This window comes from Thermogemmatispora sp., from assembly GCF_019683755.1.
Classification (GTDB): domain Bacteria; phylum Chloroflexota; class Ktedonobacteria; order Ktedonobacterales; family Ktedonobacteraceae; genus Thermogemmatispora.
This window is the reverse complement of record NZ_JADGHT010000006.1, coordinates 1-17174: the sequence shown is the minus strand read 5'-3', so window position 1 is coordinate 17174 and position 17174 is coordinate 1. Positions and strand designations below refer to the sequence as shown.

Here is a 17174-nt window from a genome sequence, read left to right as displayed (position 1 = left end):
AACAATGAAAGGAGAAGACAAAGCGATGTCTCTCATCAGCGTTAGCGATCTCTGGAAAAGCTATCGTTGGCGGGGGCGCAGCGTTGAAGCCTTGCGTGGCCTCTCGCTGAGCGTCGCCGAAGGCGAATGTTTTGGCCTTCTGGGGCCGAACGGGGCGGGCAAAACTACCCTGCTACGGATACTAGCCACCTTGCTCCCAGCGGACCGGGGAAACGTGACCATCGCCGGCATTGAGCTACGCCGTCACCCGGAGCAGCTACGCCGCCGGCTCGGCTATGTCGGTCAGCAAGGAGGTACAGATATCCGGGCAACAGTTTTTCAGGACCTCATGTTACAAGCCCACCTTTATGGCCTGAGAGGCCAAGCAGCGCGGCGGCGCGTTAGCGAAGTGCTTGAGCAACTGGAGCTAAGCGAGCTAGCTGGAAGATCTGTCGGCTCCCTTTCAGGTGGTCAACGTCGGCGTCTCGATCTGGCGCTGGGCCTGGTGCATCGTCCTCCTCTACTCCTACTTGATGAGCCGAGCCTGGGCCTTGATCCTGCCAGCCGGCGCCAGCTCTGGGACTCCCTGCGCGCCCTGCGGGCTCAAGGGGTCACCATCCTCCTGACCACCCACTATCTCGACGAGGCTGATCAACTCTGCACCCATCTGGCGCTCATCGACCAGGGGCGCATTGTCGTCGAGGGCACTCCTGACCAGCTCAAGCAAGAGAGCACTGGTGCGACCCTCATCCTCACTCTGGCGCAATCCGGCTCCTCCAACCCTGGGCAGCAAGCGGCAGCCCTGCTGCGCCCCTGTTCATATATCCGGGCCATTCACCAAGAAGGCGACGGCGAGCGACTACGTCTGACTGTAGAGCAGCCGGAGGTCGCCCTCGCGGCTGTACTCCGTCTGCTTGAGGAAGCTAGTCTAACCGTCACCAGCCTGACCCTGGAGCGCCCCTCGTTAGATGACGCTTTCCTCCGCTATACCGGTCGCTCTCTGAGAAGGGAGCCAATGATAGCCCCTCCTGATATCCGTTCTGATTTCTCCTGGAAAGGAAAGTGAGCACTAGCATGCAGCTTATCTCTTGTGTTTTCTATCTCTGGCTGCGCCAGGCTCGGCAGGCCTGGCATCATCCTATCTGGATCATCTTTGGTCTTTTCCAGCCGCTCTGTTATCTGCTCCTCTTTGCACCGTTGCTGCAGAACCTGAGCGGCATCTCAGCTATGCCGGCGGGCGAAGCCATGGCCGTCTACGTGCCAGGTCTCCTGGTCATGATGGCCATCTTTGGAGCGGGCTATGTGGGCTTTGGACTGGTCGTGGAGCTACAGAGCGGCTTCGTTGAGCGTCTGCTAGTGACGCCTATCCCACGGACGGCCCTGTTACTCAGCCGCCTGCTGCTCGACATAATGACCCTGCTCATCCAAGTGTCCCTGATCTGTCTCATAGCCCTACCACTGGGGCTGCGGGTCTCCCCTAGCGGCCTCTTGCTAGCGCTTCTGCTACTTGCCCTGCTAGGCCTGGGTCTGGCGGCTTGCTCCTATAGCCTGGCCCTCCTCTTACGCAGTGCCGAAGCCCTCTCATCGCTGCTCAACATGGTCAGTGTTCCGCTCCTACTCCTCTCGGGGATCATGCTTCCCCTGACGCTGGCCCCAGCTCCGTTGCAAGCGATAGCGCGCTTCAATCCCTTCGCCTATGTCGTTGACGGGGCGCGGGCCCTCTTTCTGGGCAGGCTGGGAGAGGTAGCCGTCTGGCAGGGCTACCTCTGTGCTGGCTTGTGTACCTTCCTGGCCTTTCTCTGGAGCCTGCACTCCCTCAAGCGAACGGCCATCTAAGCAGTGAGCCTGCTATCCTGCAGCGGCGGCCTCGGCCTTGGTCTACCCCTGGTCCGCCGAGGCTGCCAAAGCCAAAACCTGGTCGCCGCAGGCGATAGGAAGCGCCTCCTCTACAGGGCAGGTCGCATAAAAGCCGCGCTGTCCCCGATCCAGAAACTGCAACGCTGCTTTCAGCTCGCAGGGAGAGGCGAACAGCGCTTCGGGACCCAGAGCGAAGCGCGTAAACTCCAGGCAGGGCGTCGCCACACGCAGCCGCGTCAACCGCACCGCTTGCCCCGTCTCGGCCCCAATAATCACCAGCCCATTCTGAAGTAGTTCCAGACGGACCGGCTGCTCAGTGGCAATGAGAATATTCTCCCCTGCGCAGCCATCGCTCAGATGCTCGCCGAAACGCGCGCGCATTGCCCGATAATGAGCCGTGAAGCCCAGCGAAACCCCGTTCTTGCCGCCGCGATTGCGCGAGCGTGGATGCTCGCGATGGTGCACATCCAACAGGCGAGAGCCGTCCGACAGCAGCGCAAATACTCCATCGGCAGATAACCATAGCTGAGATACAGGCCGCAGCGGAGCCGGATCATAGCGCAGTTCCTCAGCATCTCCTGGCACCTTGAGCGGGGCCGTCTGAACCTGCAAGCGCACAATTGGTCCCAGCGGCAGCCAGCGCTCTGCTCCCTTCTCTGCACTGCCGGCAGACAACATAGCAGACATAGCGTTCTCCCCTCGATGAAAGACAACACAGAAAATAGCGAACAAAACAAGAGCAGGGCGATAGCCGAGGCATGGGACGCGGCATCGTCCTGCTTGCTGCTCTTGCAACGCCAAGCGAGCGCTGTGCGAGCAGAGACACAGCGCTCCCAGCGACTAGCGGCCCACCACACGGCGTAGCTGGCGCACCACTTGCTCCAACTGCTCGGCGGCGCTGGTGGCCGAGGTAGCACCTGCCGCCAGTTGCTCGCTGACCTGAGTTGTGACCTTAATCGCTGTGGCCAGCTTCTGATTGCTTGTCTCCTGATACTGGATGGCCTGTTCGATATAGCGCGCCGTATTGGCCATCTCCTGCAACGCTCGTTGAGCTGTGCGCGCATCGAGCTGTGGCCAGCGCTGCAGCAGCTCCGTCACCATCGACATCAACTGGCGGACTGCCACATTGCTAGCATCGGTATAGTACTGTACCGACTGCAGGCCCACCTGAGCCGAATCGATCACCCACTGCTGTTCACTGGAAGAGCTCTGCTGCTTCGCTGCCAGCGTCTGCAGCGACTCGCTACTGCGGCGCAGGTGGTCAACCGAGCGCAAGATCGGCTGCGTAATACGCTGACCGAGCCAGAGACCAACAAAGGCCGCCAACAGGAGCATGGCCGCCGCAATCACAATCGTGCTCACCATCTGATTATTGACCACCGCCGTTACGGTGCTGACCGGACTCAACACATAGTACGTCCAGGGAACGACCGTCATCTTATGGCGCAAGATCTCGTATGGTTCATTCTCGCTGGCAGGGGTGGCCTCAAAGGAGGAAGACAATTGGCTGCTGCGCAGCGAATCGGCCAGAGCCTGATCAGCCAGCAGGGGCAAGCTGTCCTGGTTACCCTGGAGGCCGTAGAGACCCTCGGTCTTTACCTCTTGCATCTCTTGGGCTGAGAGAGAAGCCACAGCTTTGAAGCGACGCGTAGGATCAGGATCGGCGATGCGTACCCCGTGCTCGTCAAGCAGAAAGGCATAGCTGCCGGGTCCATTAGCGCCCGTCTCGCTGTTGACAGTGTTCCAGATGAAGTCGATATTGAGTGAGGCGCGCAAGAAGCCGATCACATGCTTCTGGAAAGTAATAGGAGCGTAAATATCGATCGAGGCCTTATTGTGGGCGCTATCGTAGTAGACGCCGGAGATAAAGAGCTGGTTGGCATTGACGCGCCGCAGATACGGAAGGGGAACAAGGGACTGGCCCCGATTCTGGGGCCGAACAGTGGTCGGCCAATACTGGACCAGGTGTCCTTGTGCATCAAAGAGACACCAGAGCGTATAGCGATTGTCTCGGTTGATGCCAGCTTGAAGGGCGTAGAGCGAATGAACGCTGAGGTCGTGGTCCTGGCGTTCGGCTGGGGAAGCAAGCAGAAACTGGATCACCGAAGGCACCTGGACGAGGGTCTCAGCGTCAAGCAGTCGTTCATTCAGATAGTTACTAATCAACTGCACGCGCTCGCTGGAATCGGTATCCAGAGAGGTACGTGCTTGAGCGGTGAGAGCAGGGCGAGAGACGAACTGGCTGACGACGATCGTGATGAGTAGCGGAACAATGGCGACAAAGACCAGGAGCAAAGAGACACGCGCGGTCAGGGAGAGGCCCCGCCGGCGGTATGACGACATCGCTTGATCACGCATGGAAGAAAACCCGTCCTTTGGTATCCAAGGGGCGGCAGCAGCGCCCCGCCCCGATCTACTGGCACTGGCATGCTGGTGCTTGGCTGGCACCATGCTACTGGGAGAGATCAACTGGCCTATCTCGCTCTCAAGCCTGGAAGGGGCACCTTCTTACACAAGATCCCCGACAAAGCCACTGGCACAGCGAACAAATACGGCCAGATGGAGCCAAAGGGAAGGCCAGAGCTGGCGCTGTTGCGCGCCGCATCTTCTTTATTGAGCGTTGGATGCCTTATTTCTCTATAATTAGCAGATATTCATCTATTATGAATATATTTATTATGATGATGAAGAGACGACGAAGCCGGCGCGCTCCAGATCGGCGAGCAAGCGCAGGACCTCCTCCTCGCTGCGGCCCATCAAGCGGGCCAGCTCGGCAGGTGTACGGTTACCATCGATCAGCAGATAGAGCCGGCGGTGGATACGCGAGAAGCCGAGCTGCTCCAGGCGTTGCAAAGCATCGTCGTAGAGCGACACGCGGCTAGGAGCACGAGAAAAGGACCCACTTCCGGGCAGGGGCACCCATCTGTCCGGGTGGGGTTCAGTCTGGCGCAGAGGCAGCGACGGGGTAGCACGTTGGCCCGGCGCTGAGCCTAGGCCCGGCGCTGTACCTGAGCCTGTACCTGAACCTGAGAAGGGCAGCGAACCCAGTGGGCCCGAGGATGGTGGCGTGGGCACACGGCGCAAGCGCGGATCGGTCCCCTGGCGCTGCGGAAGGGCCGGCAGCGAGCCGGGAGTAGCGTGACCATCGAGCAGAGGCGGTGGTGAGGACGATGGAGGGGTGAAAGGCACAAAGGCAAAGCGGCAAGGACCCCAGAGCTTCAAGCGTCTGAGGGCATCGATGCCGCTATGTGGCCCGAGCCGTGCCTGCACTGGCTGTCCATTCACAAACGTGATGGCACCCTCTTCCAGGGCTGCCCCTTCCCCACGCTCAACCGTCAGCAGGCCTGTTTTTCGTCCTAGCTGAACGACCTCGATCACATCGGCGAGCCGATTAGTGACTGTCTGTCGTTGCTGTGGCATGGGTGCCTCGCTCTGCCCGATAATGTCCGCCCTCCGCTCCCCATTGAGTCGAATGTCGGCAGCAACCGCCAATCTATGATAGCATAGACAAGGGAAATGTACCATCCCTAGCGTATCTTCTGGGATATCTTTCTTAGCACGTCAGGGGCTGTTTCTGTTCCAGGTGCTTGCTGTGATAAAATCTGCATGGTTGGTATTTGATGGAGAGCACATTGACTCAGCGGCCAGGGGCAGTTGAAAGGGTGATAGGAGGGCGGTGACGGGCGTTTTGGGCTTGCCAGCCGCGGCGGCTGATGCTATACTGCAAGAGCGTTTGCACCCAGCCTGCTAGCAGGTCGGCTGGCTGGTGAGCGCTTACTACGGCCTGTGGAGGAGCGTCTGCTTATGGAGTTTCGCGGCTCTTCTTCTCATGGCGAGAGCGAGTCGCAGCCGGGTGCCGCGGCCCAGCCGGATAGGGATGATCGGCTGCGGCCTTTGGCACAGTGGTCTGTTCCTGCTCTGGCGCGTGCTTGTGCTGAGGAGACGAGCCGCTTTCTGAAGCAGAATCGTGCGGATGAGCGTTATTGTCTAGAGCTATTCCGGCGGGCTTTAGTGCTGCGTGATGAGGAGGCCTGGGCCGCTCTCTATCAGCAGTATGCCCCCCTCGTATTGAGCTGGGTGCATCAGCATCCGGCGGCCACCTCCCTCGTGGAGCGTGATGGAGGGCAGTCGGTAGTGAACCTGGTCTTTGCCAAGTTCTCTCAGGCGCTGACGCCGACCCGGGTTGAGCAGTTCGATTCCCTGGCCGCGCTCTTGAAGTATCTCAAGATGTGCGTGCACAGTGTGGTTACCGATGAGGGGCGTGCCCAGCAGCTCCAGCAGCTTGAGCAGGCGCTCGAGGCTCTGGAGCATGAGCCAGCGGTCGCTGACCCGGCTGAGGAGGTCTTGACTCAGCTCTCTGCTCAGGATCTCTGGCAAGCCATCATGGAGGAGCTGCATAGTGAGGAGGAGCGCGTGCTGATCTATTTGGCCTATGTCCAGGGCTTGAAGCCCTCAGAGATCTGCCTGCGCTTTCGGCATCTCTTCCCGTCGGTCAATGATGTCTATCGTTTGAAGCGCAATATGTTAGATCGTCTCCGACGCAATCGTCGCTTGCAGGCGCTGGTGAAGGGCCTGTAGCTCTTGGGGGTATCTCATCGCGGTCTGCCTAGGAGAAAGGTGCGGACTGGGGAAGGTTGGTTAGGCCTCGTCAAGGGTTGTCAAGTCCTAGTCCCTGGGGCCTGGCTGGACAGGTCTTTCTCCTTCTCTCCTTGCTCTTGCAGTCGACGCTCAAAGGCGTTAAAATCGCAGGCGTAGCCGTTTATTGGGGATGAAACCGAGGAAAGCAGACAGGCGGGCAGACAAAGAAGGAGCCTGCTCTGTTGGCCCTAGGTCTCGCCCCGTGGTACAGATTGGCGTGGAAGGCTCAGGTCAGACCGGCGTTTCAAGGGACGCACCAATGCTCGGAAATTGCCGCGCTGGCGTGGTCGCGCTCGCTCCCTTGGCTTGAGGTGTGAGCGAGTGGGGAACGCCTAAGAGGAAGATGCGGCTACCAGCCAGTTTTACTCAGTTCAGTTAAAGGTCAGAGGAAACGCTCATGGAATGTCGTCAACGGGGTGCTATCAGCGACGAGGAGATGCTCGCCTATCTTGCCGGTGAGCAGGTACGACCTGCTGTGCTGGAGCACCTGGCTACTTGTCCGACCTGCGCGACGCGGGTGGAGAGCTATCGCCGTCTTGAGTTGACTTTGCTCCAGTCGCTGTATCGTTGGGACTGTCCCCCGGCTCAGGTGCTTGGCGAGTACTATCTCGGCCTGCTCAATAAGGAGGTCGCTGTGGCCGTGCGTTTCCACCTGGCTACCTGCCAGCATTGTACTGCAGAGCTGGCGATCCTCTCCCACTTTCTGACTGCAGAGACTCAGCTTGCTGAGGCTTCGCCTCTCTCTGAACTGGATCTGGCTGAGTTGGAGCTGGCCGCCTCGCTAGCTCTCGAGCAAGAGGAAGCCTCGACCGAAACCGAGGCCGAGGCCAGTGAGGCGCTGCCCTGGCCCTCTTCTTGGCCGCTGGATGATGGCCCTTCCCAGGCCCGCCCGCTGGCGGCGGCCCGACCAGGGCGGGCGTCGCTGGGAGAGCAGATGGCTTCCAGTGCGCGCCGCATTGTGGCTACGTTGCTGGCTCCTCAGCCGCGCTTGGCCTATCAGCGCGATCTGACCCAGATGGAGCAGGCTGAGGCCCTCTGGCCCCGCCGCTATAGCGCTGAGGATTTTAGCATTTCTCTCCATGTGGAATATGGCCCTTCGCATCAGGATGGCTTGGAGCTGATCGGCTTTGTGACTCGCAAGGGAACTGCCCTGGAGGCGCTCCAGGGAACACCGGTGCGCCTGACGGCTGCCTCAGGTACGGTACGTTCTGGTAAAATCGATGAGTTGGGTAATTTCCTCTTCTCGGCACTGGCCCCCGAGATGTATACTCTGGAATTGCAGTTCCCCGAGGGAACTGTGGTGATCGAGTCGCTGCAGCTCGCACTGCCAGAGTAGCCCCGTCTCTTCTCTAACTGCCTGCGAGCGACTTGGCGGCTTCTCTCACCCTTGGGACCTCTATCCTGCACGTCTCGCTCTGCCGCCAGGCCGCACCTGATGATGGTGATGTGATTTTTTGGCCTTCCAAACGTTTGGAATCTGGCTAAGAGAGAGAAGGCTCGGGCCTACCCGCTTATCTTCGGTTTCTTTTTCTCTTTTTGCTATTGCTACTTTATTCTATGTGATCCTTGGCTTATAAGCGCTATTCTGTTCCTTTATCGGCATTCCATATGACGGATTGGGAACTGCTCGCTGAGCGGCTCTTGAGTGCAGATGAGGAAGAGGGCCGGCGCTTGCTGATTCAGCAGCTCCCCTCGCTGTCTCCCTTGGCCCTGGCGCGCCTCGTGGCGGCCCTGAAGCAAGAGGCTGATCGACGCTGGCACGACGAGCCGCTGCTTTCTTTGCGTCTGGCTGCCTACCTGTTGCTGATCGGGCAGCTCACTGGACGGCACGACTACCGTGGGCTTGGCTTGCTGACCCGAGCTGAGGCCCTGCGGCGCCTGGAGCATGATGAGGAGGCCCTGCAGGACTTTGATGCGGCTGGTGAGGAATTTCTGGCCTGCAATGATCAGCTCGGCTGGGCTCGCACGCGCAGCGGACGCATTGCGGTGTGTCTCCAGATGGGCCGTTTCGGGGAGGCGCTGCAAGACGCTGCGGCGGCGCGAGCGATCTTTCTTCGGCATGGCAACTGGTTGCGGGTAGGCCAAATGGATGCCAATGCGGCCATCGTCCACTATGAGCTTGGTCACTATCACCAGGCGCTCAAGCTTTTTGAGCGGGCTATCGAGGCCTATCACCAGCATGGCGAGGGGGTAGAGCTACCGCTAGCACGGGCCTGGGCCAATAAGGCGGTCACTCTGGCCGCCCTAGGTCACTTTCGCGAGGCCCTGGCTCTCCATGAGCAGGCACGAGCTACCTTTGCTGCCTATCGTGGTCAGGAATTGGCGGTCGCACGTCAGGAATTAAATATGGCCCAGATCTATGCTGCCCAGGGCTATTTCAGCAGAGCGCTTGCCCTCTTCGATCGCAGCCGCGCGACTTTTCAGCGCCACGGTCTAGCGCTGGCAGCCGCCGAGGTGGCCTGTGAGGCCTGCTATTGCCTGTTACGCTTGAATCGTGGACGCGAGGCGGCTGAACTGGCAGAGGAGGCGGTGGCCTTTTTCCGGGCGGTGCCTGGTGGTCGGGGGCAGTATCATCTGGCCCAGGCTTTGATGTGGCAGGCGCAAGCGGCCCTGGCCTTAAAAGAGCTAGAGCAGGCGGAACGCTCACTGGCGGAGGCGCGCCTGCTCCTGGAGGCAGGCGGCTTGCAGGTCCCTGCTGCCTCCCTGGCGCTGTTACAAGCCGAACTCCTCTTTGCCTGTGGACGACTTGATGAGAGTCTAGCCGCTGCACGTCTGGCCGCTACCGCTTTCTCCCAACAGGCTGCTCTCCCCTACTTAGCGCGTGCTCTCTTATTGCAGGCCCAGATTGCTGCCGGCTGCGGCGATGAGGCCCTGGCTGACTCGCTCTGCGCTCAAGCTCTGGCACTGGCGCAGGGGCAAGAGATGGTCGAGCTGGTCTATCGCTGTGAGGATTTACGTGGTCAGCTTGCAGAGCGACGCGCGGCCCTGGCGGAAGCTGCTCAAGCCTATGAGCGGGCAGTCCAGGGTATCGAAGAGATTCAGGCGCGTCTGGTTTTCGATGCGCGCGCTAGCTTTCTCGAAGATAAGCGAGCGATCTATGAAAGAGCAGTGCTCCTTGCCTTGCGTCGTGGCGATGGAGCGCAAGCTTTGGGCTATGTAGAGCGGGCCAAGTCGAGGGTGCTTGGCGATTATGTGCGCAATACGCTTGAGATCCGCGTCCACTTTGAAAGTCCTGGACAGCCGGAGCAGGAGGCGCTACTAGAAGAGCTGGCACGTTTGCGTGAAGAGCAGGCCTGGTTTAGTTCACTCCTTTATGGGACGGAGCAGCGAGTTGACTTGAGCGAGACGGCGATTATGCGTCTGCGACTGAGTGATCCAGCTCAGGCCCGGCAGGAGATGCGACGGCGGGAGCAGCAGATCGAACGCCTGCTAGAGCGGCTGCATCTGCCTGCTGAGGCAGGCCTGTCACCCTCTCGGACAAGGGGCAGGGAGGGGACGGAAGACTGGCTGAGGCGTCTGGCAGCGCTGGAGCGCTCCTTGGGACCACGTACAGTGGTGCTGGAGTACTATCTTGCCGCTGATGACCTCTACATCTTCTCGTTGGCGGAGGGCCATCTGCGCTGGCGACGTCTGCCTGGGGCCTTACCTGAGTTGGAACGCCTCTATACGCGCTGGCGCTTGAATCTTGATCTGGCGAGCCAGGCGGCGGCTTCGCCTGAGCAGGCCAGCCGTGACTTAGTAGCTTTGCAGGAGAACTGCCTGGGCCTGCTTCAAAAGCTCTATCATCTGCTGTTAGAGCCGGCAGCACCAGCTCTCTACTCCTGCGAGCACCTGCTGATCGTCCCCTATGGCCTGCTGCATTATCTGCCGTTCCATTGCCTTTTCGATGGCGTGCAATTTTTAGTAGAACGCGTGGCGGTCTCGTATCTGCCCTCGCTGCGGCTCTTGGAGATTTGCCAACGTCGTGGTCAGTGCCTGCGCACGCACCGGCAGGCGTTACGCCAAGCTCTGGTCTTGGGCCTCTCCGATCACGGGCGTCTGCCCTGGGCCGTGGCGGAGGCCCAGGCCGTTGCCCGTTTGCTGGGTGCCCCTTGCTATGTCAATGAGGAGGCTACGAGTGCGCGCCTGCTGGAGGCTGGACCCCTGGCCCCGCTCGTACATATTGCCGCTCATGGTCTCTTCCGCCTCGATGCGCCGAATTTCTCTTTTATCCAACTGGCTGATCGTCAATTGAGCGGCATCGAGGTCTTTAATCTTGATTTGGCTGCTTGCTCGCTAGTCACCCTGAGCGCCTGTGAGACAGGGCGTGTAGTCTTAGGAGGAGTGGATGAGGTGATGGGACTGGGACGTGGCTTTCTCTATGCGGGCGCGGCTTCGCTGTTGCCTACCCTCTGGAAGGTGGATGATGCCAGTAGCGCTGAACTGATGACGCTCTTCTATGAACGGCTGCTAGCTGGCCGCCCCAAGGCCCTGGCGCTGGCCGAGGCGCAGCGTGCCTTTTTAGCCCGGACCCGGGCCTCTGCACGCGCGTGTGATGCTCACCCCTATTTCTGGGCAGCTTTTCAGCTGATCGGCGACCCCGGCCCGCTCCTCTTCTAGCAAGCGGGCCGCTCTGACAGTTGCTCAAGAACAACGGTGGGATATAATGGGGCTGGAGTACAAAAAGAGGAGCGAGTAGCCATAAGCGAGGCCGGCCACCACTCGAGCCGGCTGGCTGGTTCTCCGTGTGGGAGAGTTCGCTCCAAGGAGCGGAACAATGCAAGAAGCACGCGATGTCTTTCCCACTTCTTTTCTGCTGGATGACCAGCAGCGACGTCTGATCTTGAGCTGGAGCGATGGGCATGAAGGCATCTACTCTTGGGAGAGGCTGCGCCGTGCCTGTCCCTGTGCTATCTGTGCTGGCGAGGGAGGTGCGCCTGGTAGGTTGCAGCGTCGGCAACATCTGACGACGGAAGAAACGACGCTGGTCAACTTGGAACCGGTGGGACGCTATGGCCTGACTCCTATCTGGGAGGATGGTCATCGCACGGGTATCTTTACCTTTGAAAAACTGCGCCAGCTTTGTGAATGCCCGCAGTGTCGTGCCAGCGACAAGTGATATAAGAACAATCCAGAAGTCCTGTTCCCCTTAACAAAGACGGCCCTCTGGGTCATAGTAATAAATGTAGTACATCTAGACAGTGGCAGACATGTATATCTCGCTGCAGAAGAGTGAGCGCCGTCTTTGGGAAAGGAGGTTCTCTATGGGTGGAGAAAGCTCATCTGTGCACGAGAGCGCCTCAGCCCGTCGTCAGCCAGGACGTATACTCTCTAGTTGGACAATTCGCCTGCTGGTGGCTTTTGTGATAAGCTGGCTGCTGCTGTTGGCGTTCTTTGCAAGTGGGGCTGTCTCGCACTAGCAGAGAGGTCTGCTGCGTGCTGCGCAGGTTGCCTCATGGCTGCCAGGTTGCTTACTGATAGCCGCCTGCGTCGCTGGCGCCCTCAGCTATCTCTGCGCCCGGCTAGCAGCCAGCGGGATCTGACCGTCCCGGGGTCTGTCTGGTCCCGGCTCAGCCAGGTCTCCGCTTGCTGCTTGCTTGCTTTGTCATCCGCCTCTCGCAGATCTTGTGCTCTATCTCTCTGCGGGCTTGCGATTGTCGCTTATCTAAAGATGTTGAGGTGCCTCTCCACTCTCCATTGTTCTCATGCTGCTGATGATCGCTCTGGACGCTGGCCCACTCCTCCCTCGTATGCCTTCCTTACGCTGAGGCGCGTGCTTCGCGCACCGAGCGGGCATACGCTTGTAGGCGGATTGAAGAGAGGCGACGCTCCATGATGTGGCGCGTCACCGGCAAGGTGCGCAGCCTGAGTGGTAGATGAGGTAACGTACTCCGTAGTCCTTGGATAATCAGCTCAAAGGCTTGTTGGTGGCCTGGCCCCCAGGGATAGCCATAAAGGGCGCGCACCGGCTCCGGCAGGAAGCCGCAAGTGATCAAAAAATGGAGATGGAGCACTGGGCGGAAGACAGTTGGCAGCGGTGGAAACAGCACCGTATGAGCCAGGCGGCGCGCCTGAGGCGTGGCTGCCAGCCGATCGCTCTCGACCATATCCGCCACATAGCGCTGCAGGTCGGCCAGCGTCGCCGGCATATGCCTGGGCTGCAATCCCAGTAAGCGCGCCTGAGCCTTGCTTTCCTGATAGTAGCGCTCCTGCTCATCGGCGCTCAAAGATCCAATCAGACTGGTGTAGAAGAGCAACGCCGTGTCGACCAGGGTAGCATGAACCCACAGAAGGAGCTCCTGATCGCGGGCCCGGTAGAAGGTCCCGCGACGAAAAGCGCCGGCATCATGAGACAGATGGCCAAAGACGCCAGCGTGGAGACGGTTGATGGTGCGTGCTGCCTCGTGAGCCTCGGGCCGATCTCCAAAGGTAAGGATCTGGCCGAGCATGAACGTATGCAAGGTGCGCGCCAGCGGGTCAGTGAGGTAGCTGCTATGGGTATAGACGCCCTCGGCCACGAGCGGATGAGCGATCTGCAATAAGACGGCGCGTGCTCCCCCTAGCAGAATCGCCGCCTCGCGTGTAATTTTCCACGTAACGCTTTCGGGTCCGTAGTAACCGTAAGAGCCAACCTCGTTCTGGCTAGGCTTGGCTTGTCTGGCCTCTGTCATGCGTCTTCTTCTCCTCGCTTGCTCTTGGCCTGGCCCTGCAGCCAGCTCCTCCTTTCACTTTTCTCAGGGCTTCTTGCTCTCTGCCTGGGCACCCTCGGCTAAGAGGCCTGCTCCTGGCCTGATCCCTGAAGCTGGGCCAGGCGCTGTTGAAAGGCGCGCCCCATCAGCTCTTCGGCCTTCTCAGGGTCTTGCTGCATGACTTGCAGGATCAAGGCTGTATCGCGATCCGGTGCCAGCGTCAGATCGCGTCGGTCGTGCAGGGCCGCCTGGATCATCTCGTCAGCAACCTGCTCGGGAGTGAGCAGGGCTTGGATGTTGAGGAGCTGCGAGTCGGCCTCGGCCTGGTGAACCATTGGTGTATCGACCCAGGAAGGATAGACCGTGGTGATACCGATCCCGCTGCCATAGAGTTCTGCTCGCAGTGCAGCAGCAAAGCCGCGTACAGCCCACTTGCTTGCGCAGTAGCCACTGAGGGCGGGCACCGGCAATTTACCGGCCACCGACGAGAGAAAGATGAAGTGACCCCGGCCCTGGCGCCGCATGATTGGCAAGGCCGCTTTGACACAGTGGAAGGTGCCCATGAAGTTGATTGTCAGCAGGGCTTCCATATCCTGGGCGGAGAAGCTATCGATCGACCCGCCGCGTCCGATACCGGCGCTGGTCACTACCAGGTCGAGATGACCGCCGTCAAGTGCCGCTGCTTGCCGCATCAGTTCCTCAACCTGAGAAGCAACGGTGACGTCAGTGACGACGGCCAGCACTTTGCCGTGCTCCTGAGCGTCACCTTCTTGCTGTAAGCGTTGAGAGGCCTCTCTCAAGCCATCGGCGTTTATGTCGGCAAGCACAACGTGTGCGCCTCGCTTACGGAGGGCGCGGGCTGTAGCCAGACCAATGCCGCTGGCCGCTCCCGTCACGACGGCCACAGCGTCTGCGATCGCTGTCAATGTCATTGCTCGCAGCTCCTCTTGCTTCTCAACAAGCTCTACCGTAATCGCCCTGGCTTCTGCCCTGGAAAGAAACAGGCAGAACAAGGCTCCTGTGCGGATTCTACCGCGTCCCAGAGGGAGCTGCAAGGTCACCAAGAGGGGGCGAGCGCCCACCCTTAATGAGACTGCGGCGGCAGGACCTGGGGGCTTTCTTCAGGATAGGAGATCAGCGGCTGCGTATAGTGGCTTGTGGAAGCAGCCTGCGCTTCTGGTGTTGCAACGGCTCTACCGGGCGCGGCGCTGACTGCCCGCCTGCTCTGCGCAGAGTAACCCTGATGGTAGGGCGCATAGGGCGGCTCTGGAGCGCTGTTCGCGCTCGCCTCCGAGGCCGGCGCTGGCGCTGCTGTGCTGATAGGGAGCGATGGAGATGATCGGGAGGGATGTCTACCAAACAGGCTCTTTAGACCTTGTTCGACGCTGTTGATGGTGAAAGAGCAGAGCAACGCCAGCAGGAACCAGGTCCAGGAACCACTAAGGAAGAAAGCGGCAGTGGCCAACAGATAGACAAGACTGTTCAGGCTCGCTCTCCACCGTCCTTGAGCCAGCGCATGCAAAAAGCTACTCATAGCCAAACCGCCAAAGAAAATCGTCAAGAGGAGATGCCAGCTCCCGTGGACGAGAACATACCCCATGCCGGCAAAAGTTGCAATCATAATGAGCGTGCCCAAGGCGGCAAGCGGCTTGGCAGAGAGACGCCCCCGCTGATCTGCGCGGAGCTGGCGGCGATAGGCGCGCGCCTGTCGCCGTGCCTCGTGGCGGTAAAGTCGGGCTTGCTGGCGGGCCAGGCGGCGAGCGGCTTTCATCTGCTGACGCCAGTTTGCTGGCGAATTTCCCATCATCATGCCATTCCTCGCTTGACTGGCTCTCCTCTACCCCTGGGAAAGCCTAGGGAGAGAGAGCCTGCTCTCCCTCTTGGAGGAGAACGCAAGAGTGCGCTGCTCTTCCAATCCCTACGCCTCTTTCGCTGGAAAGGGCTGTAGCTCTGCTCATCTTCTCTGAGCACTGCGTGGCAGCATCGCATCCAGTGTGCGCTTTATTACTACCAAAGCCTTTTCAAGATGTGAGCGCTCGATGCCATAATGGGTCACGGCCCGCAGCAGACCATCACCCATACTGCTCAGCAATAGGCCCTCATCCTTGAGGCGAGCCAGAAACTCGCTGCAATCCTTCTCGCTCAGAACGCGCTCGCCATCGTGCAGACGGAAGAGCACGATATTAGTCTGCACACGCGGTGGATCAAGGCGCACCTGGGGCAGCTCGGCCAGGCGCTGAGCCAGAAAGCGAGCATGCTCGTGGTCCTCGGCCAGACGATCGACCATCTGCTCCAAGGCCACAATACCGGCGGCGGCCAGGATGCCAGCCTGACGCAGACCGCCACCGAGCACCTTCCGCGTCCTGCGTGCGCGCCGGATAAAGTCCCGGCTGCCAACCAACAACGAACCGACGGGGGCACTCAGACCCTTCGAAAGGCAAAACATTACCGAGTCGGCCTCAGCAACAAGTTGACTGGCGGGCACGCCCAGAGCCACGGCTGCATTAAAGATCCGGGCCCCATCAACGTGGACCCGGAGGCCGTGCGCATGAGCCAGACGGCAGAGAGTTGTCATCTGCTCCAGGGAAAGCACGCACCCCCCGCAGCGATTATGCGTATTCTCCAAACACAGCAGAGCCGTTGGCGGCGTATGCTCATCGCTCTCATCGGTGATGGCCGAGGCGAGCTGCTGCAGATCGAAGGACCCATCTGGCTGATTGGGCACCACCCAGAGTTGAATACCGCCCAGGCGGGACGCGCCCCCGCCCTCATAGCGATAGATATGGGCCTGGTCACCCACAATAGCCGCCGCGCCACGTCCCACATGCGTCAGCAGGGCCGTCGTATTCCCCATCGTGCCACTGGTCACAAAGAGCGCCGCCTCCTTACCAAGGCGCTCCGCTGCCAATTCCTGCAAGCGGTTCACCGTTGGATCTTCGCCATAGACATCATCACCGACCTCGGCGCGATACATGGCCTCACGCATCGCGGGCGTTGGCTGAGTCACCGTATCGCTGCGCAGATCGATCACCATCGTGCGCTCCTTCTTCCTGCTATATTGCCCTCCCAGCAAGATACTGGCCTACCAGGCCAGCTCCGGCCAGACCAGACTGGCAAAGCTGCTTTCAGTATACCGCATACACCTCTCAAAGGCGAATCCGAGGAGGAGAGAGGCGTGAAGACCCTGTCAGACGGCGACAAGCAAACAAGCAGCTCCATGCCGATCGGACTGGGCACAGCCGATCGGCATGGAGTTCCTGGAGAGGATCACGCCTCATGCGCCAGCGTGGCTGGCCTTCTGACGAGGGGAAGATGCGTCAGTGTAGTGCCCCAAACAGACGAACCATTGCAAACGTGGAAGCCCCAGTCGTTTGGTCCTGGCGAACCTGGAGCATCACCAGCGCCTTATCGCCCGGGTTCCCTAGCGAATCGAAGCTAATGCGACCGCTGGCGCCGTCAAAGGCCGGTAGGGGACCGTTGCCAAGGGCATTGAGCATAGCGCGCACATTGGGGCCATTGAGCGCGCCCTTGACATAAGAGGCTGCGCGAGCCAGGACACGCACCGCATCATAAGTCATGATGGCATTTTGATCGGGGGGTGGAGCATTATTAGCGCTCTCCTTCTGGTTCTGGAAAATACCGGCCCAGTCGGTGAAGAGCGTAGGCTGCTCCAACTGCGGCACATTGCTCCACTCGCTTGGATCGGCATAGGCCAGGACATAAATGCGCTGCATATCCTCGGGAAAGGAACGGGCCAAGAAAGCATCGGCGCTATCTCCCTCGCCCAGGAGCAGGCTCGTAGCAACAGCCGGACCCGTCAACACCTTTAAATTGGCCAGCGCCGTATTATCCGGCTGGGCCCGCGACAGAATACCGATCTCATGGGCTAGACGCACTGCATCGACATCGGTGCCGGCCAGAAAGATCACATCAGCCTGATGGGCCAGCGCATCGGCGATAGCCGTACTGTAGCCCTCCACCGGAGTCGTTCCCGACGTAAAGGTATCACGTGCACTCTCGACCACATGGCCG

At 59.9% G+C, this 17174-nt stretch carries 15 protein-coding genes; 7 read left to right on the top strand and 8 right to left on the bottom strand.

The annotated features are described in order from the left end of the window. Nucleotides 1-25 precede the first annotated feature (25 nt). Both IRZ24_RS01210 and IRZ24_RS01205 read left to right on the top strand, forming a co-directional pair. Nucleotides 26-1045 carry an ATP-binding cassette domain-containing protein gene (locus IRZ24_RS01210; RefSeq protein WP_297159805.1) on the top strand — a complete coding sequence of 340 codons (1020 nt, stop codon included), beginning with the start codon at nucleotides 26-28 and terminating at the stop codon, nucleotides 1043-1045. Between the two features lie 8 nt (nucleotides 1046-1053). Continuing rightward, a complete protein-coding gene (locus IRZ24_RS01205; protein WP_297159803.1) occupies nucleotides 1054-1815 on the top strand; it encodes an ABC transporter permease in 762 nt (253 codons plus the stop codon). A 42-nt stretch (nucleotides 1816-1857) separates the two neighbouring features. Here IRZ24_RS01205 and IRZ24_RS01200 read toward each other — a convergent pair whose 3' ends face one another. The 3 genes from IRZ24_RS01200 to IRZ24_RS01190 all read right to left on the bottom strand — a co-directional run bounded on the left by IRZ24_RS01200 (nucleotide 1858) and on the right by IRZ24_RS01190 (nucleotide 5256). Next, on the bottom strand, nucleotides 1858-2523 hold the full coding sequence (locus tag IRZ24_RS01200) for a hypothetical protein (RefSeq protein ID WP_297159801.1): 666 nt from the start codon (nucleotides 2521-2523) through the stop codon (nucleotides 1858-1860). A gap of 153 nt (nucleotides 2524-2676) precedes the next feature. Beyond that, entirely contained in the window at nucleotides 2677-4194 is a 1518-nt protein-coding gene (locus tag IRZ24_RS01195) for a cache domain-containing protein (protein WP_297159800.1), read from the bottom strand. 318 nt (nucleotides 4195-4512) lie between these two features. Next, nucleotides 4513-5256, bottom strand: a complete 744-nt coding sequence (locus IRZ24_RS01190; protein WP_297159799.1) for a DUF4388 domain-containing protein — start codon at nucleotides 5254-5256, stop codon at nucleotides 4513-4515. A gap of 384 nt (nucleotides 5257-5640) precedes the next feature. Here IRZ24_RS01190 and IRZ24_RS01185 point away from each other — a divergent pair, with 384 nt between their 5' ends. The 5 genes from IRZ24_RS01185 to IRZ24_RS01165 all read left to right on the top strand — a co-directional run bounded on the left by IRZ24_RS01185 (nucleotide 5641) and on the right by IRZ24_RS01165 (nucleotide 11873). After that, nucleotides 5641-6414 carry a hypothetical protein gene (locus IRZ24_RS01185; protein WP_297159797.1) on the top strand — a complete coding sequence of 258 codons (774 nt, stop codon included), beginning with the start codon at nucleotides 5641-5643 and terminating at the stop codon, nucleotides 6412-6414. A 457-nt stretch (nucleotides 6415-6871) separates the two neighbouring features. Further along, on the top strand, nucleotides 6872-7810 hold the full coding sequence (locus tag IRZ24_RS01180) for a hypothetical protein (RefSeq protein ID WP_297159795.1): 939 nt from the start codon (nucleotides 6872-6874) through the stop codon (nucleotides 7808-7810). A 272-nt stretch (nucleotides 7811-8082) separates the two neighbouring features. Further along, nucleotides 8083-11073, top strand: a complete 2991-nt coding sequence (locus IRZ24_RS01175) for a CHAT domain-containing tetratricopeptide repeat protein (RefSeq protein WP_297159793.1) — start codon at nucleotides 8083-8085, stop codon at nucleotides 11071-11073. A gap of 157 nt (nucleotides 11074-11230) precedes the next feature. Continuing rightward, on the top strand, nucleotides 11231-11572 hold the full coding sequence (locus tag IRZ24_RS01170) for a DUF971 domain-containing protein (RefSeq protein ID WP_297159790.1): 342 nt from the start codon (nucleotides 11231-11233) through the stop codon (nucleotides 11570-11572). A 145-nt stretch (nucleotides 11573-11717) separates the two neighbouring features. Beyond that, nucleotides 11718-11873 carry a hypothetical protein gene (locus tag IRZ24_RS01165; protein ID WP_297159788.1) on the top strand — a complete coding sequence of 52 codons (156 nt, stop codon included), beginning with the start codon at nucleotides 11718-11720 and terminating at the stop codon, nucleotides 11871-11873. A gap of 339 nt (nucleotides 11874-12212) precedes the next feature. Here the strand turns inward: IRZ24_RS01165 and IRZ24_RS01160 are convergent, their stop codons facing one another. From IRZ24_RS01160 to IRZ24_RS01140, 5 genes are all read right to left on the bottom strand, one after another. Next, nucleotides 12213-13124 carry an oxygenase MpaB family protein gene (locus IRZ24_RS01160; RefSeq protein ID WP_297159786.1) on the bottom strand — a complete coding sequence of 304 codons (912 nt, stop codon included), beginning with the start codon at nucleotides 13122-13124 and terminating at the stop codon, nucleotides 12213-12215. 98 nt (nucleotides 13125-13222) lie between these two features. Further along, complete coding sequence (locus IRZ24_RS01155) at nucleotides 13223-14074, bottom strand: SDR family oxidoreductase (RefSeq protein WP_297159784.1); 852 nt, start codon at nucleotides 14072-14074, stop codon at nucleotides 13223-13225. A 152-nt stretch (nucleotides 14075-14226) separates the two neighbouring features. Next, the gene (locus tag IRZ24_RS01150) at nucleotides 14227-14952 is read right to left on the bottom strand and encodes a hypothetical protein (RefSeq protein WP_297159782.1); all 726 of its coding nucleotides are present in this window, start codon (nucleotides 14950-14952) and stop codon (nucleotides 14227-14229) included. Between the two features lie 144 nt (nucleotides 14953-15096). Then, a complete protein-coding gene (gene ltaE, locus IRZ24_RS01145; protein ID WP_297159780.1) occupies nucleotides 15097-16176 on the bottom strand; it encodes a low-specificity L-threonine aldolase in 1080 nt (359 codons plus the stop codon). A 283-nt stretch (nucleotides 16177-16459) separates the two neighbouring features. Further along, nucleotides 16460-17174, bottom strand: a 715-nt coding sequence (locus IRZ24_RS01140; RefSeq protein ID WP_297159779.1) for a hypothetical protein, incomplete at its 5' end; no start/stop codon positions are given.

Coding starts and splice junctions, on each gene's coding strand:
- IRZ24_RS01210 (WP_297159805.1), top strand. CDS start 26: ATGTCTCTCATCAGCGTTAGCGATCTCTGGAAAAGCTATCGTTGGCGG.
- IRZ24_RS01205 (WP_297159803.1), top strand. CDS start 1,054: ATGCAGCTTATCTCTTGTGTTTTCTATCTCTGGCTGCGCCAGGCTCGG.
- IRZ24_RS01200 (WP_297159801.1), bottom strand. CDS start 2,523: ATGTCTGCTATGTTGTCTGCCGGCAGTGCAGAGAAGGGAGCAGAGCGC.
- IRZ24_RS01195 (WP_297159800.1), bottom strand. CDS start 4,194: ATGCGTGATCAAGCGATGTCGTCATACCGCCGGCGGGGCCTCTCCCTG.
- IRZ24_RS01190 (WP_297159799.1), bottom strand. CDS start 5,256: ATGCCACAGCAACGACAGACAGTCACTAATCGGCTCGCCGATGTGATC.
- IRZ24_RS01185 (WP_297159797.1), top strand. CDS start 5,641: ATGGAGTTTCGCGGCTCTTCTTCTCATGGCGAGAGCGAGTCGCAGCCG.
- IRZ24_RS01180 (WP_297159795.1), top strand. CDS start 6,872: ATGGAATGTCGTCAACGGGGTGCTATCAGCGACGAGGAGATGCTCGCC.
- IRZ24_RS01175 (WP_297159793.1), top strand. CDS start 8,083: ATGACGGATTGGGAACTGCTCGCTGAGCGGCTCTTGAGTGCAGATGAG.
- IRZ24_RS01170 (WP_297159790.1), top strand. CDS start 11,231: ATGCAAGAAGCACGCGATGTCTTTCCCACTTCTTTTCTGCTGGATGAC.
- IRZ24_RS01165 (WP_297159788.1), top strand. CDS start 11,718: ATGGGTGGAGAAAGCTCATCTGTGCACGAGAGCGCCTCAGCCCGTCGT.
- IRZ24_RS01160 (WP_297159786.1), bottom strand. CDS start 13,124: ATGACAGAGGCCAGACAAGCCAAGCCTAGCCAGAACGAGGTTGGCTCT.
- IRZ24_RS01155 (WP_297159784.1), bottom strand. CDS start 14,074: ATGACATTGACAGCGATCGCAGACGCTGTGGCCGTCGTGACGGGAGCG.
- IRZ24_RS01150 (WP_297159782.1), bottom strand. CDS start 14,952: ATGATGATGGGAAATTCGCCAGCAAACTGGCGTCAGCAGATGAAAGCC.
- ltaE (WP_297159780.1), bottom strand. CDS start 16,176: ATGGTGATCGATCTGCGCAGCGATACGGTGACTCAGCCAACGCCCGCG.